The organism is Pseudomonas sp. IT-P44, from assembly GCF_949768225.1.
Classification (GTDB): Bacteria; Pseudomonadota; Gammaproteobacteria; order Pseudomonadales; family Pseudomonadaceae; genus Aquipseudomonas; species Aquipseudomonas migulae.
In genome coordinates this window covers 24491-48004 of record NZ_CATKQM010000046.1, presented here as the reverse complement: position 1 = coordinate 48004, position 23514 = coordinate 24491, and the positions used below count along the sequence as shown (strand labels likewise).

Here is a 23514-nt window from a genome sequence, read left to right as displayed (position 1 = left end):
TGGCGTCCTCAAGTCAGCTATCGCCGGCAAGCCGGCTCCTACAGATCTTTTCGGCATGCCGCCAAACGATCAGAACAGGTACGATACCCGCCTGATTTTCCAGTCTTGCTATCGGAGTTGCCCATGAGCGCCGTCAATCGCGCAGCGGTGGAAGCCGTCCTTCGCCAATACACCGACCCTTACCTGAACCAGGACCCGGTCAGCGCCGGGTGCGTGCGCAACATCGACATCCAGGGTGATCGCGTCAGCGTCCAGCTGGAGTTGGGTTACGCCGCCGGCCTGTTCAAAAGTGGCTGGGCGCAGATGCTGCAGATGGCCATCGAAGGCCTCGACGGCGTCACCAGCGCCCACGTTGATATCACCAGTGTGATCGCTGCACACAAGGCTCAGGCACAGATCCCGGGCCTGGCCAACGTCAAAAACGTTGTGGCCGTGGCATCCGGCAAGGGCGGCGTGGGCAAGTCCACCACCGCCGCCAACCTCGCGCTGGCCCTGGCCCGCGAAGGCGCGAAGGTGGGGATTCTGGATGCGGACATTTACGGTCCGAGCCAGGGCATCATGTTCGGCATTCCCGAAGGCACCCGACCAAAGGTCAAGGATCAGAAATGGTTCGTGCCGATTGAGTCCCATGGCGTCGAAGTGATGTCCATGGCCTTCCTGACCGACGACAACACGCCGATGGTCTGGCGCGGGCCGATGGTTTCCGGCGCGCTGTTGCAACTGGTGACGCAAACCGCGTGGGGCGACCTGGATTACCTGGTCATCGACATGCCGCCTGGCACCGGTGACATCCAGCTGACCCTCGCGCAGAAAGTCCCGGTAGCGGGCGCCGTCATCGTCACCACCCCGCAAGACCTGGCGTTGCTGGACGCGCGCAAAGGTGTGGAGATGTTCCGCAAGGTCAACATCCCGGTGCTGGGCGTGGTGGAAAACATGGCGGTGCACATCTGCTCGAACTGCGGGCATGCCGAGCATCTGTTCGGTGAGGGCGGTGGGGTGAAGCTGGCCAATCAGTACGGCGTCGAACTGTTGGCGTCGTTGCCGCTGGCGATGGCCATTCGTGAACAGGCCGATGGCGGCAAGCCAACGGTCATTGCCGAGCCGGACAGCCCGATCGCGCTGGTGTATCAGGAACTCGCCCGCCACGTCGGCGCGCGGATCGTGTTGCAGGAAGCGGCGACCCCGGCGATGCCGAACATCACCATCAGCGACGATTAAACGCGATCCAATTGTGGGAGCGAGCCTGCTCGCGATGGCGGATAAACATTCAACAGGTGCGTTGACTGGCACACCGTTATCGCGAGCAGGCTCGCTCCCACATTTGTTTTGCGGTGTTGGTCAGATCCGCAACCCGCCATCCATTTCCAGGATCCGGCCGGTGTAGTAGTCGTTCTCGAAAATGTACGCCGCCGAATGGGCGATCTCTTCCGGCTTGCCCATGCGCTTGAGCGGAATCCCGGACGTCATTTTCTCCAGCGCTTCAGGCTTCATGCCCAGCGTCATCTCGGTCTCGATAAAGCCCGGTGCAATGCCCGCAACGCGAATGCCGTAACGCGCCAATTCCTTTGCCCACGTGACGGTCGCCGCAGCAACCCCGGCCTTGGCCGCCGAGTAGTTGGTCTGGCCGACGTTGCCGGCGCGGGAGATCGACGAGATGTTGATGATCGCGCCGCTATTCTTCAGCTCGACCATTTTCGCCGCGACTTCGCGGGTGCACAGGAACACGCCGGTCAGGTTGACGTCGATGACCGCTTGCCATTGGGCCAGGCTCATCTTGGTCATCTCGCCATCCTTGACCTTCAACAGCAGCCCGTCACGCAGGATCCCGGCGTTGTTGATCAAGCCATGAATCGCGCCGAAATCTTCGGCCACCTGAGCGACCATGTGCGTCACTTGCTCTTCATTGGCCACGTTGCACAGGTAGGCGCGGGCCTCGACGCCCTTGGCCTTGCACGCGGCAACGGCGTCATCGAGCTTTTCCTGGTTCAGGTCAACCAGCGCAAGCTTCGCGCCTTTGCCGGCGAAATACTCGGCCATCGAACGGCCTAAACCCTGGCAACCGCCAGTGATAATGATTACTTTGTCAGTGAGTTGCATTCGCGTGCCCCAGTTGCAGGTTGGAGTGGTCTTCCTTCTAGAGAGCCTCTCGATCTGCACCTGATGTGGCCTGGCTGCACATGAGAACTGCCCCGATGGCGGACTGGAACTTTCTGCAGTCGCCTGTCCGTTTTTTCGACGGATTCTATATAAGGAGTCATAAATTGAGCGTTGAAGCGGCCAAGAATGCCCGAGAATTGCTTCTCAAGGAATACCGCGGAGTGCTGTCGACGCACTCCAAGGCGATGCCCGGTTTCCCGTTTGGCTCCGTGGTTCCTTACTGTCTGGACGAGCAGGGCCGGCCGCTGATCCTGATCAGCCGCATCGCCCAGCACACGCATAATCTGCAGAAAGACCCGAAGTGTTCGCTGTTCGTCGGTGAGCGCGGGGCCGAGGACGTGCAAGCGGTCGGTCGCCTGACTTACCTCGCCGAAGCAGAAAAACTCGAGGACGCGGCTGCGATTGAAGCGGCCGCCGAGCGCTACTACCGTTACTTCCCGGACTCGCAGAATTACCACAAGGCCCACGATTTCGATTTCTGGGTGCTCAAACCCGTGCGTCACCGCTACATCGGCGGCTTCGGCGCGATTCATTGGGTCGATCAACTGACGTTGGCCAACCCGTTCGCCGGCAAGGCCGAGGTGAGCATGGTCGAGCACATGAACGCCGATCACGCCAAAGCCATCGCCCACTACGTCGAACTGGCTGGGCTGCCGAAAACCGAGCCGGCGCAATTGGCCGGGATCGACACTGAAGGCATGCACCTGCGCATTGGTCAGGCGTTGTACTGGCTACCGTTTCAAGCCCCGTGTAATACGCCGACACAAGTTCGGGAGGCCTTGGTTTTCCTGGCTCACGCCGAGCATTGGCCGAAAAATGAAGTGGCCGGCGCTTGAATTCACGAAAGGGCGACGTCATCTAGGGAAGACTGGCAAGGCATTCTTGCGTTGAGGAACCATTTGATGCGCCCTTTTTTATTGCTCTTTGTACTGTTTCCGGTGTTGGAGCTGTTCGTATTCGTCAAGGTCAGCGGAGCCATCGGGTTTTTCCCGGCGCTGCTGCTGGTCATTCTCGGCTCGATGCTCGGCGTGTTCGTGCTGCGCATCGCCGGCCTGGCAACTGCGCTGCGTGCGCGTGAAAGTCTGAACCGCGGCGAACTGCCAGCCCAGACAATGCTCGAAGGCCTGATGCTGGCCCTGGCCGGTGGTCTGTTGATTCTGCCGGGCTTCGTCACCGACGTGCTGGGCCTGATCATGCTGCTGCCGATCTCGCGTCGACTGCTGGCCAATAAAATGCGCCAGCGCGCCGAAGAGGCGGCGATCCGTCAGCGTGCGTTCGCCGATGATCTTCAGCCGCGTGGCGGTCCTGCCCCGCGCGAGCCGTTAGGCCGAGAGCCGAACGTGATCGAAGGCGAGTTCGAACACCGCGATTCCAAGTAAATCGTTTCACCTGCACGGCACCTTCGGGTGCCGTGTTCGTTTTCGGGGCATCAACGTAAAAAATTTCGATCCCCGCCCTTGTAATAAGCTTATGCGCCCTTATGTAACGGTCACCGCAAGGTTTCTGGCAATCACGCCAGACAGACTTCCGCGGTTCGCTTGACGAACCGCACCCGGCACCGCCGGATTTGTTAAACCCGCCGGGACTACACCGGCCGATGAAAACCACAATTAGGAGAGATCGACAATGAAGCTTCGTCCTCTGCATGACCGCGTCGTCATCCGTCGCAGCGAAGAAGAAAAGAAAACCGCTGGCGGTATCGTCCTGCCAGGTTCGGCTGCTGAAAAAGCCAACACCGGTGAAGTCATCGCCGTAGGCGCCGGTCGCCTGTTGGTTAGCGGTGAAGTGCGCGCGCTGGACGTGAAAGTCGGTGACAAGGTTCTGTTTGGTGCTTACTCCCGCGATACGGTGAAAGACGGTAGTGATGAGCTGGTAGTAATTCGCGAAGACGAGATCCTCGCTGTTATCGAAGGCTGATTCCCCGCTCATTTTCCCGCTACTACAAAGTATTTAAGGAATATCGATCATGGCTGCTAAAGAAGTTAAATTCGGCGACTCCGCCCGCAAGAAAATGCTCGCCGGTGTAAACGTCCTGGCTGACGCAGTAAAAGCGACCCTGGGCCCTAAAGGCCGTAACGTGATCATCGAGAAGAGCTTCGGCGCTCCGACCATCACCAAGGACGGCGTGTCCGTTGCCAAAGAAATCGAGCTGAAAGATCGCTTCGAAAACATGGGCGCGCAGCTGGTCAAAGACGTTGCCTCCCGTGCCAACGATGACGCAGGCGACGGCACCACCACCGCTACCGTTCTGGCTCAATCGATCGTCAACGAAGGCCTGAAAGCCGTCGCTGCCGGCATGAACCCGATGGACCTCAAGCGCGGTATCGACAAAGCGACCATCGCGATCGTCAAAGAGCTGAAAGCCCTGTCCAAGCCATGCGCTGACACCAAGGCAATCGCTCAGGTCGGCACCATCTCGGCCAACTCCGACAACTCCATCGGCGACATCATTGCCGAAGCCATGGAAAAAGTCGGTAAAGAAGGCGTGATCACCGTTGAAGAAGGCTCGGGCCTGGAAAACGAACTGTCGGTTGTTGAAGGCATGCAGTTCGACCGTGGCTACCTGTCCCCGTACTTCGTCAACAAGCCAGAGACCATGACTGCCGAGCTGGACGGTCCGCTGATCCTGCTGGTCGACAAAAAGATCTCGAACATCCGCGAAATGCTGCCAGTACTGGAAGCCGTTGCCAAAGCCGGCCGTCCACTGCTGATCGTGGCCGAAGACGTTGAAGGCGAAGCCCTGGCGACTCTGGTTGTGAACAACATGCGTGGCATCGTCAAAGTCGCAGCCGTCAAGGCTCCAGGCTTCGGCGACCGTCGCAAGGCCATGCTGCAGGACATCGCTGTTCTGACTGGCGGTACCGTTATCTCCGAAGAGATCGGTCTGAGCCTGGAAAGCACTACCCTGGAACACCTGGGTAATGCCAAGCGCGTAATCCTGTCCAAAGAAAACACCACCGTGATCGACGGTGCCGGCGTTGAGGCTGACATCCAGGCTCGCGTTCTGCAGATCCGTCAGCAAGTGGCCGACACTTCGTCCGACTACGACCGTGAAAAACTGCAAGAGCGTCTGGCCAAGCTGTCCGGCGGCGTTGCAGTGATCAAGGTTGGCGCTGGTTCCGAAGTTGAAATGAAAGAGAAGAAAGCCCGCGTTGAAGACGCCCTGCACGCTACCCGTGCAGCCGTTGAAGAAGGCGTGGTACCTGGCGGCGGCGTGGCACTGGTTCGCGCTCTGCAGGCTATCTCCGAGCTGAAAGGCGACAACGATGACCAGAACGTTGGCATCCAGTTGCTGCGTCGCGCTGTAGAAGCTCCACTGCGCCAGATCGTTGCCAACTCCGGCGACGAGCCAAGCGTAGTTGTGGACAAGGTCAAGCAGGGTTCGGGTAACTACGGTTACAACGCTGCCACCGGCGAATACGGCGACATGATCGAAATGGGTATCCTGGACCCGGCCAAAGTGACTCGTTCGGCTCTGCAAGCGGCTTCGTCGATTGCCAGCCTGATGATCACCACCGAAGCCATGATCGCCGAGATCAAGGAAGACGCACCAGCTGGCGGCGGCATGCCAGACATGGGCGGTATGGGCGGTATGGGCGGCATGATGTAAGCCAGCCTTACCCCGTACGAAAAAACCCCGCCTGCGAAAGCAGGCGGGGTTTTTTATTGCGTGCCAGAAAGTTGTGTTGCTTTTGTGGACCCCTTCGCGGGCAAGCCTCGCTCCTACAGGTTCTGCGCGATCCTTGTAGGAGCGAGGCTTGCCCGCGAAGGCGTCAGATCAGGCGCCGACAGGTTCTGCCTTGGTTACTCGATCAGCCTTCAACGCCGGTCGATAAAGGATGTAGTAATACGACCCCAGACAAATCAGCCAGCAGAAAATCGCTGTCCACACGTTGTGCGAGAAAAAATGCGCGCCCTGCAGCATCCGGCCGATGGAAAACACCGTGCCCAGCGCAAACGCGAACACCAGCGCCTTGCGCGCCAGACGCGGACGTCGGTCGCGCAGCACGAAAAACAGCGCAAACAACGTGAAACCGGTGGCGGCATGACCCCCCGGCCAGCAACGGCCGGGTTTTTCGGTAGGTGGGCGCGGGCTGAGCAGTTCACTGTAGGTTTCATGACCGCCGAATTGCTCCAGGCTCCATGGGCATTGAACTGCGGTCACTGCTTTGACGGGCGTGACAAAAGAGGTCGCCAGGCCAAGGGACAGCACCAGGCAGCCCAGTTCCCGTTTGAACGGTTTGAGCCGGTCGATGAAAAAGGCGCCGATGAAGCCGAAGATGGCCAACACTGAAAACGCGATGACCACTTGTTTGGCGCGGTCATGCAGGATGTTTTCGAGGAAGTAACTGTGCCGTCCGATGAAATCCCCCGCAGCCGGGTCGTAGAACATCCTCGCCAGGTCCATGTCCACGGACGTCAGTTCGAGCAACACCAGAATGATCGCCGCAACGGCGGGCACACCCAGGCACACCCAGAAGTTCAGAGGGCGAGAGGCGGGGCGGGCAGTGGTCGAAACCATGGCAGTTCCTTGGTCGGTTAAATGTTCTTGAGAGCGCAGCCGCGCGGAGTTTGGGCCTGTTTCTGTCGCTGCCGTGTGAACCGATAGTGAAAAAATCGTCAACGTCACACCGGGTTTATCAATGGGTTTGGCCACTGCACACAGTTCTGGCTCTGCGCCACGCCAGGCCTTAAGCTGCGCGGGCCAAGACGGCCGTTACTGTGTACGGAGGAGGTGCCCATGCGAATTCTATTGGTTGAAGACAACCGCGATATCCTGGCCAATCTGGCCGATTACCTGGGGCTCAAAGGCTACACCGTGGATTGCGCGCAGGACGGTTTGTCTGGCCTGCACCTGGCGGCCACCGAGCACTACGACTTGATCGTGCTCGACATCATGTTGCCCGGCATCGACGGCTATACGTTATGCAAACGCCTGCGCGAAGACGCTCGTCGTGACACCCCGGTGATCATGCTGACCGCTCGCGATCAACTGGACGACCGGCTGCAAGGCTTCAAGTCCGGGGCCGATGATTACCTGATCAAACCTTTCGCCCTGTCTGAACTCGCCGCGCGGATCGAAGCGGTGATGCGCCGGGCGCAGGGCGGCGGTCGTCGTACCCTGCAAGTCGGCGATCTGAGCTACGACCTCGATACCCTGGAAGTCACCCGCGAAGGGCGCTTGCTGAAACTCAACCCGGTCGGCCTGAAACTGTTGGCCGTGCTGATGCAGAAAAGCCCGCACGTCTTGCGCCGGGAAATTCTCGAAGAGGCCCTGTGGGGCGATGACTGCCCGGACAGCGACAGCCTGCGCAGCCACGTCCACCAATTGCGTCAGGTGATCGACAAGCCGTTCGCCAAGCCGTTGCTGCAAACCGTACACGGTGTGGGTTATCGCTTGGCCGAGGGCCGTGATGGAGTTTAAACAGAGCCTTGCTCAACGGATCATCATCGCCTTTGCGCTGATGAGCGCATTGGTGGCAGGCGCCTTCGCCATGGGCATTGTGGCAACCGTGCACCTGGTGGAAGAAAAACTGATTTCGGCAGGTCTGGGTGGCGATCTGCAACGTCTGTTGTTGATGGACAGTGTCTCGGACTGGAGCCATCGCCCCGAACCAGACCAGCTGTTCTACTTCAGCGGCGGGCCGGGCGATTTCGACTTGCCCAAGGATTTGCGTCATCTGGAGCCGGGTTTTCACGAGGTGTTCCGGGAGCAGCTGTCGTATCACGCGATGGTCGAAGTCGTCGACGGCCGGCATTATGTGCTGCTGCAAGACCAGAGTGATTTCGAAGAGCGTGAGCGGGTGCTGTTCGCGGTGGTGCTGGTGGGCTTCGTCTTGAGCCTGGCGTTGGCGGTGTTCCTCGGCTGGGTCCTCGCGCGTAAAGTGATGGCGCCGGTGGTGCGCCTCGCTCGGCAGGTGCGTCACCGCGATCAGCTCCTGGGGCTGGCGCCTCCATTGGCACCGGACTACGCCGCTGATGAAGTGGGCGAGCTGGCGGTAGCCTTCGACGCCACCCTCGGGCGCTTGCGGCAGGCATTGACCCGGGAGCGATTGTTCACCAGCGACGTCAGCCACGAATTGCGCACGCCGTTGATGGTGCTGGCCAGTTCCTGTGAGCTGTTGCTGGAAAACCCCGGCATCGACCAGCGGGGTCGGGCTCAGGTTGAACGAATCGCCCGCGCCTGCGAAGAGATGCGTGAGCTGGTGCAAACCTTCCTGATGCTGGCCCGCGCCCAACATGAAGACGCCAGCATGGCGCCGCAGCAGTCCTTGAGCCAGGTCGCCGGCGGGCTGCTCAATTTATGGCGAGAACCGATCGAGGCAAAAGGGCTGTCGCTGATATTTGAACCGGGCAATCCGGCCAGCACCTGCTACAACGCAACCCTGTTGCACGCAGTCATGGGTAACCTGCTGCGTAACGCGCTGCATTACACCGAACGAGGCTTCATCCGCTTGACGCTGACGACCGCCGGTTTCACGGTCGAGGACAGTGGTGTGGGCATTCCCGAGGAAAAACGCGAGGCGATGTTCGAGCCGTTCGTGCGTGGCAACGAGAAACGCGGTGAAGGCCTGGGGCTGGGCCTGTCGCTGGTGCAGCGGATCTGCGAGAACCAGGGGTGGAATGTCAGCCTGACGAATATGGAGCCCAATGGCTGTCGTTTTCAGGTGACGTTGAGTCAGCGCGATAGTTGATTTCGTTGGTGGCCCTCGGCCACTGCCATCAACCTGTAAAACCTCGAAATAAATCGGGGTTTTACACCACGATTTTTTCACGAAGGCATGACCTGGCGCTGACACACCATTCCTTAGGGTAGTGGTCATCAGAAACGCAGGAGCCCTTCGTGATGGCTGGCCCGATCAAACTTGATTTTTCCGAAAAATACGACGATCAACACGCTCAGAAATACCTGCGCAAACATCAGGACGGACTCGGTCGCCGACTGTCCCATTGGCGTGACGAGCAACTGGCGCGCAAGGCTTTGACATTGGCCGGTGAACCTGGCCTGGTTCTCGATTTACCCTGCGGTGCCGGGCGCTTCTGGCCACTACTGGCGGAAAAAGCCAATCGGGTGATTATCGGTGCGGACAACTCCGAGTCCATGCTGAAGATCGCTTTGAAGGCGCAACCGGCCGATGTGGTGAAACGGGTACAACCCTTGCACACATCTGCGTTCGACATTGCCTTGCCTGATAACGCCGTCGACAGCATTTTTTGTATGCGTTTGCTGCACCACATCGGTGAAGCCGAGCATCGACTGGCCATATTGCGTGAGTTCGAACGCGTCACGCGTGACAGTGTGATTCTTTCGTTGTGGGTGGACGGCAACTTCAAAGCCTGGAAACGCAGGCGGCTTGAAAAAACACGTGGGCATCTCGGTTACCAAAACCGATTTGTGTTACCGGCGGCTACGGTCGAAAAGGAGTTCGAGCAGGCGGGTTTTCGAGTCCAGGAACAACTGGACTTTTTACCGCTCTATGCCATGTGGCGGGTTTATGTATTACGCAAGAGGTAACTCAATGGCAGTGCAGTGTGCAGCAGAAACGGACGTCGCTTCCCAAGACCGCTTTGACTATTTCTGGAATCAGCGCGGTGAGTGGGTTGAAGAACCCAACGTCCGTCGTGGCGGCGAAAGTGGCGTGCAGCGTATCAAGAGCAGCAAGGGACAACTGCTCTACGTCAAACGTCAGACCGGACATATCTATCGGAGTTGGCTGCATCCTTTCGGTCGGCCGACGGTGTTGCGTGAGCGAGATGCGCTCATGGGCATGCGCCTGATCGACGTGCGCGTTCCGGAGATTGTTTTCTGCGGTGCGCAGCATGACCCGGTTCACAAGTGGCGCGCATTGCTGGTGACCAAGGCACTGGACGGTTTCGAAGAAATCGAACACTGGTATGCAGGTGGTGGTCGCGAACGTCATGGCGAGGCGGTGCATGATCGGGTCCTGAAGGATCTGGCCGAGAATCTGGCTCGCATGCACAAGGGCCGCTGGCAGCACGGCTGCCTCTATATGAAGCACGTATTCGTACGCGTCACTGGTGAGGGCGAGGCCGCCAACGTCGAGATTGCCATGCTCGATCTGGAGAAGAGCCGGAAGCGTTTGACCACCCGTCGCGCCGCTACCCATGACATGCGGCAACTGCGCCGCCACTCGTCGTTCAGCGACACGGACTGGAAAAATCTCGTCTACCTTTATGAGACGGCGTTTGGCAGCGCTATCAAAGGTTTATAGCAATGAAACTCGAAATTGCTAGAGGTTTGTTCCTGATAGGAGCCTTGGCAGTTGCTTCACTGGCGGTGGCGGCTTGGGAGCAGCCCCGCACGCAGGTCCTCAGTTCAGTGAGCGGGGACGTGCGTTGTCCGATGCCACGGGTTGCGAAGGCGACCGTTGCAACCCAACCCGATCATGATCTATTGCTGTTCATGTTCGGACTTTCTCAAGGACTGAGGCCGCAGAGTTGACCAGATTGAAGCCCAAATAAAAGGCCTCGCAAATGCGAGGCCTTTTTTATGCCCGTTATTGTAGGAGCGAGGCTTGCCCGCGAAGGCGTCGTGCCTGACACACCGCTTTCGCGGGCAAGCCTCGCTCCTACACAGCTTTTTATGGTTTATCGGGTTTAGCCAGCAGCGTGTACACGCACGGCAGCACAAACAGCGTAAACAACGTCCCGATCGACATTCCCGTGGCGATCACTGTGCCGATGTCGAACCGGCTGACAGCGCCCGCGCCCGTGGCGATGATCAACGGCACCATGCCAAATACCATCGCCGCGGTGGTCATCAGCACCGGACGCAGACGAATGGCCGCTGCTTCCTCAACCGCTTCGCGCGGCGTCAGGCCCTTGTCCTTGCGCAACTGGTTGGCGAACTCGACGATCAGGATCCCGTGCTTGCTGATCAATCCGATCAACGTCACCAGCCCGACCTGGGTGTAGATGTTCATGCTCGACCAACCGAGGAACAGCGGAATCAGAGCGCCGCAGATCGACAGCGGCACGGTCACCAGAATCACCAGCGGATCGCGGAAGCTTTCGAACTGCGCCGCCAGCACCAGGAAAATGATCGCCAATGCCAAGGCAAAAGTGACCCACAGCGCAATGCCTTCCTGCACGTACTGCCGCGATGCACCGGCATAGTCGACGGCAAAACCTGCGGGTGCCTCTTCCCGGGCAATCTGACGCACCGCGTCGAGGGCTTCACCCATGCTCACCAGCGGGACCCCGGACAGGATCGCCGAGTTGAGCTGCTGGAACTGATTCAGTTGTCGTGGGCGTGCCCGGTCGGTCACGGTAATCAGGGTCGACAGGGCCAGTAGTTCGCCCTTGGTGTTCTTCACGTAATAGTTGTTCAGCCAGTCGGGGTTGTCCCGGAAGGGCCGTTCGACCTGCGCGATGACTTTGTAGCTGCGACCTTCAATGGTGAACCGGTTGATCTCCGCCTCGCCCAGCAACGTCGCCAGCGTGCCGCCCAGATCCTGCATCGACACGCCCATTTGCGCGGCCTTCGCCCGGTCGATATCGACCACGACTTCGGGTTTGTCAAAGGCCAGGTCAACGTCGACGAAGGCAAACTTGCCGGACTCCATCGCGCGTTTTTTCACCCGGTCCATCACTTGCAGCAATGACTCGTAATTGTTGGCGGTATTGACGACGAATTGAAACGGCAGCCCTTCGCCGGTCCCCGGCAGGGAAGGCAGGTTGAAACCGAAAATCTGCAAGCCTGGAATGCTTTCCAGTTTGCTCTGGACCGCAGGCAGGATCTGCATTTGCGTGCGCTCACGCTCGTTCCACGGTTTGAGCAGGAAACCGCCAATCCCCGATTGCACGCCGTTGAAGCCGTTGATCTGGAACGAGGAGTAGTACTCGGGAAACGCCTTGAAGATGCTGACGAACTCGTCGGTGTAGGTGTTCAGGTAATCAAGGTTGGTTGGCTGCGGGGCGCTGGCCAGCATGAAAATGACGCCCTGGTCCTCGTCCGGTGCCAGTTCCGATTTGGTGAAGTTGAGCAGCACCGGAATCAGGCACAGCACGATCACCGCGAACACCAGCACCACCGGCCGCGTGTTGAGCGTGCCGTGCAGCATGCGCTGGTAGCGGCGCTTGAGGCCTTCGAAAATCAGGTCCAGTCGATGAGCAAGGCCGCTGGGGTTTTCGTCGTGGCGCAGCAGAAAGGCGCACATCATCGGCGACAACGTCAGGGCGACGATGCCGGAGATCACCACCGCACCGGCCAGCGTCAGGGCGAACTCCTTGAACAGCGCCCCGGTGAGGCCGGTCAGGAAGCCGATCGGGGCGTAGACCGCCGCCAGGGTGATGGTCATCGAGACTACCGGCATGGCGATTTCCCGGGCGCCTTCAATGGCGGCGTCCAGCGGCGTCTTGCCTTCTTCGATGTGACGGTGGATGTTTTCCACCACCACGATGGCGTCGTCCACCACCAGGCCAATGGCCAATACCATCGCCAGCAGGGTCAGCAGGTTGATCGAGTAGCCCATCATCTGCATGAAGAACATCACGCCGATCATCGACAACGGAATGGTCACCACCGGGATCACCACCGAACGTAGCGCACCGAGGAACAGAAACACCACGACGATCACGATCAGCACCGCTTCGAACAGGGTTTTCACCACTTCGTCGATCGAGGCCTGGATAAACAGCGTGGCGTCGTAGGCAATTTCACCCTTGAGGTTCGGCGGCAGCTGGGCTTCCAGGTCCGGCATGATCTTGCGCACTTCCTTGATCACGTCCAGCGGGTTGGCGCCGGGCGTTGCCTTGATGCCGATATACACCGAGGGCGTGCCACCGAAGGAGCTGATGGTGTCGTAGTTTTCCGCGCCCATCTCGACCCGCGCGACATCGCTGAGCAGCACCCGGCTGTCACCGTCGACCTTGAGCGGAATCGCGGCGAAGGCTTCGGCGGATTTGAGCTCGGTGTTGGCGTTGATGCTGGTGACCACGTACTCGCCTTTCACTTCGCCGGCGGCGGAGAGGAAGTTGTACTTGCGCACGGCATCGGTCACATCGCTGGCGCTGAGGCCGAAACCCGCCAGTTTCACCGGGTCCAGCCACAGGCGCATGGCGAATACCTGGTTGCCGAGAATCTCGGCTTCGGCCATGCCTGGCAGGGTCGCCAGTTTTGGCTGAATCACTCGCGACAGGTAATCGGTAATCTGCGGGTTACTCATTTCCTTGCTGAAGAAGCTGATGTACATCAGCGCCGACGCATCGGCGGCTTCCTTGCTCAGTACCGGGTCTTCGGCGTCCTGAGGCAACTGGTTTTTCACTTCGTTGGCCTTGGCCAGCAGCTCGGTGAACAAGCGGTCGCTGTTGGAACCGATGCGCGCGTAGATCGAGATCACCGAGAAGTTCTGGCGACTGACCGAGGTCATGTAGTCGATGCCCTCGGCGCTCGCCAGGCTCTGTTGCATCGGTTGGGTGATGTAGCCCTGAATGGTTTCGGCGTTCGCCCCGGGGTACGCGGTGGTCACCGTGATCAGGGCGTTTTCCATTTGCGGGTATTGGCGCAGCGGCAGCTTGCTCCAGGCCTGAAAGCCCAGCAGCACAATCAACAGGCTGACCACGGTGGCGAGCACCGGGCGGCGGATGAACGGGTCGGTAAAAGCCATTGGGGGTTCCTTGATCAGTCAGCGCGCGGCTGACTGTTCTTCTCGGCCAGGGTCTTGTCGTCGCTGATGGCAATGTGCGCACCGTTGTCCAGTTTGATCTGGCCGGCGGTGACCACTTTTTCGCCGTTCTTCACGCCTTTGGTAATCATCACCTGCCCATCGCGTCGCTCGCCGGTTTCGATGAAACGGCGTTCGGCGATCAGGATCGGTTGGCCCTTGTCGTCTTTTTCGATGCTGCCGTCTTCGGTTTTTTTCTGCGCTGCCACGTACAACGAATTGCCGTACAGCGTGTACGTGATCGCGCTTTCCGGCACGACGATGCGCGGCTGTGGGTCGGGCAGCATCACCTGCAGACTGGCGAACATGCCCGGTAACAGTTTGCCGTCGGGGTTGGCCAGGGTCGCGCGGACCTGCATGTTGCGCGTGCTGTTCTCGATTTTCGGGTTGATCGCGCTGATGGTGCCGGGGAAGGTCTGAGCCGGGTAGGCCGCGACGATGATTTCAACCGGCTGGCCGATGGCGATCTTCGGCACCGACTGTTCGGGCACGAAAAAGTCGACGTAGAGACTGCTGAGGTCTTGCAGGGTGGCAATCATGGTGCCGCTGGCAAGGTAGTCGCCAACGTCCACCTGCCGAATGCCGATGGTCCCGCTGAAGGGGGCAACGATGCTTTTTTTGCCGAGTGCAGCCTTGAGTTGATTGACCGTGGCTTTGCTTTTTTTCAGCACCGCCGAAAGTCGGTCGAACTCACCTTTGGAAATGGCCTGGCTGCCCACCAGTTGGCTACCGCGACCGTAATCGAGCTGGGCCAGCCCGAGGTCGGCCTGGGCGGTTTCCAGCAAGGCACTTTCCACGGCGCTGTCGAGGCGCAGGAGTGGTTGACCTACCTTGACCTTCTGCCCTGACTCGAACTGCAAATCGATGACGGTGCCGTCGGTCTCCAGGCTCAGGTCCACGCCTTGCAGCGCCTTGAGCGTGCCGACGGTAGGCAGGCGTTCCTGCCACGGTTGCTCGGTAGCAGTAGCCACGGCGACGCTGATCGGCGGTTTCGGCACAGCGAAGCCTTGAATCATCGTGTAGATGGAGAAGGCTTTGTAACCGGCCAGAACCAGTACGATCAGCAAAACAACACCCAACATGATCAGCATGCGGCGACGCAGCATATTTCCACTTCCTTGGAGAAAATCAGGTGAGACAGTCGGGCACATTACTCCGAGTGTGCCGGGTATTCCAACTGCCACTTTTTACAGGCAGGCGCAAAACCTGTAGGAGCAGAGCTTGCTCGCGAAAGCGGTGTGTCAGGCACATCCATTTTGCATGTGCCGCCGCCTTCGCGAGCAAGCTCTGCTCCTACAAGAGCGGGGCAGTCAGATGAGGTGCAGGTGGTTATCCCAGAGCCCCGCAGGCAGTTCGAGGGGTTTTGCAACAAGGTTTGTCTGGCGGCAATCGTAGTACCGGCATCGGCCTTGACCCGAGGTCACGACAAAACCGTCGGCCACCGCACCCACCCCGGCACAATCGGGAAGCGGCGCATCCAGGCGCACTTCACCGCTGTCCATGTCCCAGATGAAAAAGCGATTGCCCCGTGGCGCCGTCAACGCGACCAGGCGCAAATCACTGTGCACCGCGACACTGGCGGTGTAATGCCCCATGGCTTGCAACTGATGCTCGGGCACCGGGAACGCCACGAACGGTTGCCCCGGACGCTTGATCGCCAACAGCTCCGACGACTCATGGGACGGCCCCATGAATTGCTGACCGGCGACGATGGTGCCATCACTGGCGATCCCCAGGTGCCGCACGCTGTTCATCTGTTGCGCGAGGGTTTCCTTGCTCAGCAATGTACCGTCGCGCTGCATCAGCACCAGGCTTGGTTCCATGGCGTTGAGGTTCATCTCGACGCGGCTTTCAGCCTCGGTGCGAATGCCGCCGTTGGCCACCACCAGGGTTTCGCCATCGGGCATCCACGACACCTGATGCGGGCCGATGCCATGGGTCGAAATCTCGCCGCTGTGCACCAGACGCTCGCCTTCGAACTTGTACACACCGAGCAAGCCGCGACCGGGATCGGACGTGTCGTTCTCGGTGGCGTACAGCCAGTCGCCGCTCTGGTGAATCACCGCGTGACCGTAGAAGTGCCGGTTCGGTTGCGAGGCCACGGTTTGCAGCAGCGTGCCGTCGCGCAGGTCGATCAGGTAACTTTCGGTGCCTGGACGCCGGGCGACGAACAGCGCGATCGGCAGCGTCGGGTGGTTGATGATGTCGTGGCAGCGCTGGCCGACGTGGGTGGCGAACACCTGCGTACCGTCCAGCCGATAACCGACGGCATAGTGCTTGCCGTCGCCATCGTCCCGCGCCGAAAGCAGCAGCGGGCTCTTGTCCTTTTGCTTGAACAGCGTCCAGCCGCCCAGTGTCACTGCTCCCAGCAGCAAACTACCTAACGTCAGAGCCTGTCGTCGCAGCATGGCACTCGCCCTCATCAGTCACCGTCGTTGGCGTTGAAGCCCAGTTGGATGCCCAATGCCTTGGCCAGTTCGCCCTCGTGCAGGCGGTGGACGACGTTGAGGCTGTCGTAGATGTCGTTGAGCTGCTGGCGACCTGCGTCGTCGTTGAGCATTTCAGTCAGCGAACGCTGGTTGCTGGCGAACAGTTTCAGGGACGCGGCGTAAGCGGCGTCGATCTTGTCGGCCAAAGGTTTCTGCTCGCTTGGCAGCAAGCCACGCAGGCCTTTGTTGTCGACGCCTTCCCACACGGTTTTGGCGGCGGCGAGGCTCGCTTCCATACTCGTCAGGGACGACTGGCTGCGCCACTGGTCAGCCTGGAATGGTTGCGGTACACCCTTGGTCTGGCGGCCCATCGGCGTGCCGAGTTTTTTCTTCAGGCTGTCGAGAGCGGTGACCTGTACACGCAGCAGATCGGCAATCGCTTCGTGGGAGTCGGCGTAACGCTGGTTCGGGAACTTGCTCAACTGCGCGAGCATGCCGTCGGTGTTGTTCCAGGTTTGCAGAATCTCTTCGGCCAGCTGTTTCTGACGCTCGCCAATGGCTTTCAGCAGAGGGCAATACTTGGCTTTTTGCGCCTCGTTGGCCACGTCAGGTTTGCTGTCGAAGAGGATGTATTCGTAAGCCGAGAGGCCTTGCACCACAACGCTGGATTTGGCCAGGGCGGTGGCATCGATCTGTGGTTGCGCGGTCACCAGTTGCTCGACCTGACGGCCCACCAGGTTTTTCTTGTCCGGCCAGAATTGCACCTGCCAGGCGCGATTGCCTTCGGCCAGCGGCCCGATCAGCAACGGTTGCAGCTCGGCCCAGGCTTTCTGCGCATGCAGGAAATCGGCACGGGCGGTGTCGAGGTTTTCCTTGCCTTCGCAATAGGCCAGCGCACTGACGGCCAACTGGCGATCGGCTTCAACCCAGCGCGTGTAGGTCGGCAGGATCACCGACTTGGCAATGGCCGCCGACGTGACAGCCTGCGGATCCTGCGGTGAGCAGGCGCCGAGGGCGAGTGCGGCAAGGCTGGTGAACAACAACTTGGGACGGAACATTTAGGGCTCCCGCTAAGGAATACGTTTAAAGGGAATTCAAAAACGCCAGTAACGCCGCGCGCTGCTCGGCATTGAAAGACAAAACCTGTTGCTGGGCCGCTTTTGCTTCGCCGCCATGCCAGAGCACGGCTTCGAGCAGATTGCGGGCGCGGCCGTCATGCAAGAACTGGGTGTGGCCACTGACTGCCTGCGTCAGGCCGATGCCCCACAACGGCGGCGTGCGCCAGTCGCGGCCACTGGCCTGGAATTCGCTGCGGTTGTCGGCCAGGCCGTCGCCCATGTCGTGCAGCAGCAGATCGCTGTAAGGGCGAATCACTTGATTGGCCAGTTCAGGTTCTGCCGCGTTGGCGGCGGTGGTGTATTTGGGTGTGTGGCAGGACTGGCAACCGGCCTGGAAAAACAGGGTCTTGCCGGCCAGCACTTGCGGTGTGCCGACATCGCGGCGAGCCGGTACGGCAAGGTTACGGCTGTAGAACAGCACCAGACGCAGAATGTTATCGCTGACTTCCGGTTCGCCGTCCGGGCCGTTGCCGTTCGGCGCCTGTTTGCAGGCGGTTTGCGCCTCGGTGCAGTCATCAAAGGGTCTCAGGCTGGTCGTGAGGCCCATATCACCAGAAAACGCGTGAACGTTCTGTTGATTGAGGTTTGGCTGCCCGGCCTTCCAGCCGAATCGGCCGAGGACAGTTTTCTGCAGGGCGTCATCCCAGACCTGGTTCGGTCGGCCATTGATGCCGTTTTTCTCTTTGGCCTGCGCGGCGGCATTGGCGAGGATCGCTTCTTCCGGGATCGCCTCGAGCAGCCCGAGGCCAATCATCGGCGGGGCGACGCGCGCGGAGAAACGCGTGTCCGGGTGCATCGGGCCGTAGCCGAGTTGGGTGATCTGCAATGTCGGCTTGCGCAACTCGACTTCGGTGCCGTCCTTGAAACGCACCGGCACCGGCGTGTAATCAACCCGAACCTTGCCTTCCGGAGCCACGCCGGGCACCGACATGTCCTGGAACTGGCCGCCGTAGACCGGCTCGGGCACGACACCTTGCTGCTCGATGATTTTGGCGTAGGTCGGTGAATCGGGTATCGACAGGCGCACCAGCATCGAAACGGCATTCAATGCATCAGGTGCAGGCGGGTGACCGCGACCGTCCTTGATATGGCAGCCCTGGCAAGCATTGGTGTTGAACAGTGGGCCGAGGCCGTCGCGGGCCGTGGTGGTCGACGGGGCGATCACCCAGGGGTTGCGGAAGAAGCTGTTGCCGACGCTGAAGTCCACGCGCCGTGACGGCGGCAGGTTGGCGGAGGGCAGGGAAAAGGCGTTCTGATCGGTCTTGCGCACGGTCGCGCTGCCACCGGACCGGGCTTCACCGGGTTCGGCCTGGGTAAAACGCGGGGCGTCATCGCAGGCACTCAGGCCCAGGGCCAGAAACAGTGCGGACAAGCGAAGAGGCAGCGAGGGCATCAGACATCCTGCAAGACGAGCAAAACAAGGGCGCAAAGTCTAACAGGGCAGGGGAGATTGAATAAGAGGAATTATCGTTTGGTTGATGTGGCGCAGGGTTTTCCCGCAAACCACGATCCCCTGTAGGAGCGAAGCTTGCTCGCGAAAGCGGTGTTTCAGGTACTCACGATGTTGATTGTGACGCCGTCTTCGCGGGCAAGCCTCGCTCCTACAGGGGGTGGTGTCTGGCAGGCATGAAAAAGGCGACCCGGAGGTCGCCTTTTTTATTCAGCCAGCGTTGATCAGAATTCGTGATCAGCGTTGTCCGGGTTCAGGTCGCTGATGCCCAGCTTGCCAGCGGCAGCTTCGATCGAACCGGTCTGCTTGACCAGCGAAGCGATGGCGTCACGAACAATCTGGTTGCCAGCGGTGTTACCGGCAGCGATCAGCTGGTCGTAGTGCTCACCCTTGTTGGCATGATCGACAATGACCTGCATCTTGGCTTCGGTCGCAGCCAGGTCGGCTTTCAGCGCGGTGTCGGCCGCCGGGTCAGCCTTGGCCACCAGAGAGGACAGGCTGGCGCCGGTCATTTTGGTGCCGTCGACACGGGTGTATTCGCCCAGGTACACGTTACGAATGCCTTTGGCATCGTAGAACTGCGAGTTGTGGGTGTTGTCGCTGAAGCAGTCGTGTTCGTCTTCAGGGGAGTTGGCTTCCAGGGAAACCTTCATGCGCTCGCCCGCCAGTTCGCCCAGGGACAGGCTGCCCATGCCGAACAGCATTTTGCGCAGGCCGGAATCCACCGGTTCCGCTTCCAGGGTGGCGCGGTAGTTGTCGGCCACGTTCGGCTTCCAGTTACCGACCATTTCTTCCAGGTCGCTGACCAGCAGTTGAGTCACGGACTTCAGGTAAGCGCGACGACGATCGTTGTGACCGCCGGTGGCGCCTTTGCCTTCCAGGTAGTCGGAGGCTGGACGGTTGCCGGCGCCAGGGCCGGTGCCGTTCAGATCCTGGCCCCACAGCAGGAATTCGATGGCGTGGTAGCCGGTGGCGACGTTGGCCTCGGAACCACCCAGCTCGTTCAGGCTGGCGAGTTTTTCCGGGGTGATGTCTTTCACGTCGATCTTGTCTTCGCCGACCTGAACTTGAGTGTTGGCGATGATGTTGGCGGTCGCGCCCGGGTTACCCAGTGCGTGCTCGTAGGATTTGTCGACGTAGTCGATCAGGCCTTCGTCCAGTGGCCAGGCGTTCACCTGACCTTCCCAGTCGTCGATGATGGTGTTGCCGAAGCGGAACACTTCGCTCTGCAGGTAAGGAACGCGAGCAGCGATCCAGGCAGCCTTGGCGGCTTTCAGGGTGTCGGCGTTCGGCTTCGCGAGGAAGGCGTCGACGGCGGTTTGCAGGGTTTTCGCGGTGGATTCGGCATCGCTGTAAACGGCGAAGACGATGTCGGCGTAATGCGCGACAACGGCTTTGGCAGCGGCTTCGTCGACTTTGCCGGCAGCAGCTGGCGCAGGCGCAGCGGCCGGGGCCGTGGTAGTGGCGGCTGGCGTAGGCGCTGGGGCGGCAGCTTTGTCTTTGCCTTCGCCACAACCGGCGAGGGAAATAGCGATGGCCAACAGACTGGCGGTAGCCAGAGGCATACGAATCATGGCGAACATCCTGCTTCGAGAGGGGGTGGAATGGCGCAGCTAGCGCGCAAAACTGCGACATAATGCAAATCTTTCGCATTATGTGTAAAGAGTTGTTCTTGGAAATATTTCTTATTCAGACAGTGATTGTGTCGCAGATCAAAAGATCGCCGCCTCGTTTCACTCGACAGCTCCTACAGGCGCACGAGGTCCAATGTAGGAGCTGTCGAGTGAAACGAGGCGGCGATCTCTTTTGATTTTTACAAAATAGCCGCGTTGCTGCGCTGGGCCTGCTTGAGATAGGCGCCCAGTTCTCGCGCCGGCAGTGGCTTGCTGTAAAAGTAGCCCTGACCTTCGTGGCAGCCTTCGGAAATGATGTAGGCCTCTTGCTCGATGGTTTCCACCCCCTCTGCAATGACCTGCATGCCAAGGCTCTTGCCCAACTGGATGATGGCCCGAACGATGGTTGCATCGTCGTCGTCGTCGAGCAGGTCTTGTACGAAGCTCTTGTCGATCTTGATCTTGTCCAGCGGCAGGCTTTTCAGGTAACTCAGCGATGAGTAACCGGTGCCGAAGTCGTCGATGGCGATCAACGCACCGGAGCGACGCAGGCTCAGCAGGTGCTGGGCGGCGGTGCTGATGTCTTCCATCAGGCCGGTTTCGGTGACTTCCAGCTCCAGGCTACGCGGTGGCAGGCGGTACATTTGCAACAGGTTGTTGACCACCCGCGGCAGCTCGGCGTGGTGCAACTGCACCGTGGACAGGTTCACCGCCATGCGCAGGTCGGTGAAGCCCTGGTCATGCCAGTCGCGCAATTGTTTGCAGGCCTGATCCAGCACCCATTCGCCAATGGCAATGATGGTGCCGTTCTGCTCGGCCAGCGGGATGAACAGGTCCGGCGGCACCAGCCCGTGTTCGGGATGTTGCCAGCGAATCAATGCTTCGACGCCCACCACCCGATGATCGCGGTAGCTGATCTGCGGCTGGTAGACGAGGTAGAACTGGTCGCGGATCAACGCGTCGCGCAGGTCCTTTTCCAGTTCGCGACGGCGACGCATCTCGGTGTCGACACTGGCGATATAGAACTGGTAGCGGTTGCGCGAGCGAGTCTTGGCCAGGGTCATGGTCTGCTCGGCTTTTTGCAGCAGCTTCTCGGTGCTGTCGCCATCCTCGGGGAACAGGGTGATGCCGATGGTGGCGCGCAGGCGAATCTCTTGATGATCGAGGGCGAATGCCGCTTCCAGGTCATCGAGAATGCTTTGCGCCAGTTCGGCGGCTTCGTAGGGTTGTTCGATATCGGCCTGAACCAGGGCGAACTGATCGCCGCCCAGTCGGGCGAGGGCGCCAAGGCGACCGCTGTGGCCCCGCAGGCGATCAGCCAGCGCCAGCAGCAGTTGGTCACCGGTCTGATAGCTGAATTGTTCGTTGATGCCCTTGAAGTCATCGAGGCCGACACACAACACCGCGACCCGGCGTTGCAGTTTGCCGGCGTCGACGAGGATCTTGTCCAGTTGCTGTTGCAATTGCTGGCGGTTCGGCAGGCCGGTGAGGAAATCGTACTGGGCCATGCGCAGCAGGCTGTTTTCCGCTTCGTGGCGCAGGTGGGTGTTGCGCTCGATGGACTCGAGCAACTGGTTGGCGGTGTTGATCCAGATGCCCAGTTCGTTTTTCTCGTGACCTCTGAGCTGTGGAATCTTGTGCTCGCTGGGGCGGTCCGGGTTGATTTCGGTCAGGTGCTCGATGATCCGCGACAGCGGTTTGGTCAGCAGCCAGTGGTAGACCAGATACAGCACCAGCCCCATGGCGAGGGCGCGCAATACCCCGGAAATGAAGATGATCACCGAGCTGACGATGAACCCTTGTCCGTAGGTGGCGGTGTCGAGGGTGATGCTCAGGTCGCCGTAGTACTCGCTGTACGGGCCGCGACCCACCAGTTGAGTGGTGAAGGTGCGTTCCTTGCCGAGGATCAGGTCGGTCAGCCAGCGGCTGTTGGATTGCTGCAACTCGCGGGATTTTTGCGCCAGCATGGCTTCATTGGGGTGGCCGATGGAGGCCTGGCGGACGGCGTCGTCCTGAAACAGGCCTTCAATCACTTGCATACCCATCTCCCGGTCCAGGCTGTAGACGGCCTGGGTCGAGGGGTCGCGGAACATGTCGAGGATGCGCTGGGCATCGCCTGCCACGGCCTGGCGTGTTTTATAGGCATCGAAAACGATCTGCGCGCAGCTCAAGACCACGCCGACGATCAATGCCGACAGGAGCACGACCCGGAGCAACTTCACCGACAAGCTGTTCTTGAGTTCCAGCTTCAAAGAGTCATTCCTTGTTCCGTGCAGGTAGCATCAAGTTGCCATGAGTATTGGCAATCCGGTGATGGCAGTCAAAGGGACAATCAAACACAGGGGAATTTGCCTGTGGGTTGGCCGAAATGCTGTTGCCTGGAGTATTTGCCCTATTAGTACTGTGTCGGTAGTCGAGTCCTTCAACTTGAGGGGGATTTGGACTTATTTTCCATTTGGTTGATGGTAGACGTCTGTGGCGTTGGGGCAAGGGGCTTAACGCTTGTTTCATTGTCTGAAATCACCTGTCTGCAACACCTCGATCTCCTGTAGGAGCCGGCTTGCTGGCGATGGCGGCCTTATGGCGGACCATTTTCTTTCGGGTGTACATATCCATTCCTGCGGTAACGGCCGCTTATGGTTTCGCCCTTACGGCGAGTCCCTTTTGTCAAACGCCACAAAAGGAACCAAAAAGTCTTGCCCCAGCGTCCGGCCCCTCGCTTAGGCTCGGCGTTCCCTCGCTCCGGTCCTGCTCCGTGGGCCCGCCGCCATCGGCCATCCATGGCCGGGGGCGGCTAACCCGGCATCCATGCCGGGTTGCCCACTGCGCAGAACCTCCACTCGGCCTCCCGAAGGGGCGGGTAGATCAAAAGCTGAAGGCGAGCTAACGCTCGGCCTGATGAGTGGTGAGAAGCGGGTGTATGCCAGCCTGCTTTTGTAGGGCCGGCTTGCCGGCGATGGCGTCCTGACAACCAACCTGCTTCCACGACTGTACCCACCCCTTGTAGGAGCCGGCTTGCTGGCGATGACGGCCTGACAACCAACCTGTTTTCACGGATGT

19 protein-coding genes are annotated in these 23514 nt (G+C 59.9%); 10 read left to right on the top strand and 9 right to left on the bottom strand.

Annotated elements, in window-relative coordinates; translation table 11 throughout:
• The first annotated feature begins 123 nt into the window (after window positions 1-123).
• A complete protein-coding gene (gene apbC / locus ACM6IO_RS21740; RefSeq protein ID WP_414912208.1) occupies window positions 124-1218 on the top strand; it encodes an iron-sulfur cluster carrier protein ApbC in 1095 nt (364 codons plus the stop codon).
• 120 nt (window positions 1219-1338) lie between these two features.
• Here apbC and ACM6IO_RS21735 read toward each other — a convergent pair whose 3' ends face one another.
• Window positions 1339-2097, bottom strand: a complete 759-nt coding sequence (locus tag ACM6IO_RS21735; RefSeq protein WP_150709817.1) for an SDR family oxidoreductase — start codon at window positions 2095-2097, stop codon at window positions 1339-1341.
• 164 nt (window positions 2098-2261) lie between these two features.
• On the opposite strand from ACM6IO_RS21735, the gene ACM6IO_RS21730 reads away from it, so the two are divergent.
• From ACM6IO_RS21730 to groL, 4 genes are all read left to right on the top strand, one after another.
• Complete coding sequence (locus ACM6IO_RS21730; protein ID WP_223415697.1) at window positions 2262-2993, top strand: HugZ family protein; 732 nt, start codon at window positions 2262-2264, stop codon at window positions 2991-2993.
• A 66-nt stretch (window positions 2994-3059) separates the two neighbouring features.
• Complete coding sequence (locus ACM6IO_RS21725; RefSeq protein ID WP_008032127.1) at window positions 3060-3536, top strand: FxsA family protein; 477 nt, start codon at window positions 3060-3062, stop codon at window positions 3534-3536.
• Between the two features lie 247 nt (window positions 3537-3783).
• A complete protein-coding gene (locus ACM6IO_RS21720) occupies window positions 3784-4074 on the top strand; it encodes a co-chaperone GroES (RefSeq protein ID WP_414912207.1) in 291 nt (96 codons plus the stop codon).
• 49 nt (window positions 4075-4123) lie between these two features.
• Entirely contained in the window at window positions 4124-5767 is a 1644-nt protein-coding gene (gene groL / locus ACM6IO_RS21715; RefSeq protein ID WP_008032122.1) for a chaperonin GroEL, read from the top strand.
• 168 nt (window positions 5768-5935) lie between these two features.
• Here groL and ACM6IO_RS21710 read toward each other — a convergent pair whose 3' ends face one another.
• On the bottom strand, window positions 5936-6679 hold the full coding sequence (locus ACM6IO_RS21710; RefSeq protein WP_192417143.1) for a phosphatase PAP2 family protein: 744 nt from the start codon (window positions 6677-6679) through the stop codon (window positions 5936-5938).
• Window positions 6680-6898: 219 nt separating this feature from the next.
• Between ACM6IO_RS21710 and colR the strand changes: the two genes are divergently transcribed.
• The 5 genes from colR (at window position 6899) to ACM6IO_RS21685 (ending at window position 10621) form a co-directional block, all read left to right on the top strand.
• Window positions 6899-7582: a two-component system response regulator ColR gene (gene colR / locus ACM6IO_RS21705; protein ID WP_008032118.1), complete on the top strand. Its 684-nt coding sequence runs from the start codon at window positions 6899-6901 to the stop codon at window positions 7580-7582.
• Window positions 7572-8852, top strand: a complete 1281-nt coding sequence (locus tag ACM6IO_RS21700; protein WP_008036469.1) for a sensor histidine kinase — start codon at window positions 7572-7574, stop codon at window positions 8850-8852. Before colR ends, ACM6IO_RS21700 begins: the two co-directional genes overlap by 11 nt.
• Before the next feature lie 152 nt (window positions 8853-9004).
• Window positions 9005-9673 (top strand): class I SAM-dependent methyltransferase, encoded by a 669-nt coding sequence (locus tag ACM6IO_RS21695; protein WP_414912206.1) that lies wholly within the window; start codon window positions 9005-9007, stop codon window positions 9671-9673.
• Between the two features lie 4 nt (window positions 9674-9677).
• Window positions 9678-10391, top strand: coding sequence for a lipopolysaccharide kinase InaA family protein (locus tag ACM6IO_RS21690; protein ID WP_414912205.1), 714 nt, complete (start codon window positions 9678-9680; stop codon window positions 10389-10391).
• Between the two features lie 2 nt (window positions 10392-10393).
• The gene (locus ACM6IO_RS21685; RefSeq protein WP_032832295.1) at window positions 10394-10621 is read left to right on the top strand and encodes a hypothetical protein; all 228 of its coding nucleotides are present in this window, start codon (window positions 10394-10396) and stop codon (window positions 10619-10621) included.
• 139 nt (window positions 10622-10760) lie between these two features.
• Here the strand turns inward: ACM6IO_RS21685 and ACM6IO_RS21680 are convergent, their stop codons facing one another.
• The 7 genes from ACM6IO_RS21680 to ACM6IO_RS21650 all read right to left on the bottom strand — a co-directional run bounded on the left by ACM6IO_RS21680 (window position 10761) and on the right by ACM6IO_RS21650 (window position 22706).
• Entirely contained in the window at window positions 10761-13787 is a 3027-nt protein-coding gene (locus ACM6IO_RS21680) for a multidrug efflux RND transporter permease subunit (protein WP_414912204.1), read from the bottom strand.
• A gap of 14 nt (window positions 13788-13801) precedes the next feature.
• Window positions 13802-14950: an efflux RND transporter periplasmic adaptor subunit gene (locus ACM6IO_RS21675; RefSeq protein ID WP_223481233.1), complete on the bottom strand. Its 1149-nt coding sequence runs from the start codon at window positions 14948-14950 to the stop codon at window positions 13802-13804.
• A 204-nt stretch (window positions 14951-15154) separates the two neighbouring features.
• Window positions 15155-16252: a DUF1513 domain-containing protein gene (locus ACM6IO_RS21670; protein WP_414912203.1), complete on the bottom strand. Its 1098-nt coding sequence runs from the start codon at window positions 16250-16252 to the stop codon at window positions 15155-15157.
• Window positions 16253-16266: 14 nt separating this feature from the next.
• Complete coding sequence (locus ACM6IO_RS21665) at window positions 16267-17331, bottom strand: imelysin family protein (RefSeq protein WP_008036511.1); 1065 nt, start codon at window positions 17329-17331, stop codon at window positions 16267-16269.
• A gap of 25 nt (window positions 17332-17356) precedes the next feature.
• The gene (locus ACM6IO_RS21660; protein WP_414912202.1) at window positions 17357-18784 is read right to left on the bottom strand and encodes a di-heme oxidoredictase family protein; all 1428 of its coding nucleotides are present in this window, start codon (window positions 18782-18784) and stop codon (window positions 17357-17359) included.
• A gap of 281 nt (window positions 18785-19065) precedes the next feature.
• Window positions 19066-20415: an imelysin family protein gene (locus tag ACM6IO_RS21655; protein ID WP_008032101.1), complete on the bottom strand. Its 1350-nt coding sequence runs from the start codon at window positions 20413-20415 to the stop codon at window positions 19066-19068.
• 239 nt (window positions 20416-20654) lie between these two features.
• Window positions 20655-22706: a putative bifunctional diguanylate cyclase/phosphodiesterase gene (locus ACM6IO_RS21650; RefSeq protein ID WP_008036514.1), complete on the bottom strand. Its 2052-nt coding sequence runs from the start codon at window positions 22704-22706 to the stop codon at window positions 20655-20657.
• Between the last annotated feature and the right edge of the window lie 808 nt (window positions 22707-23514).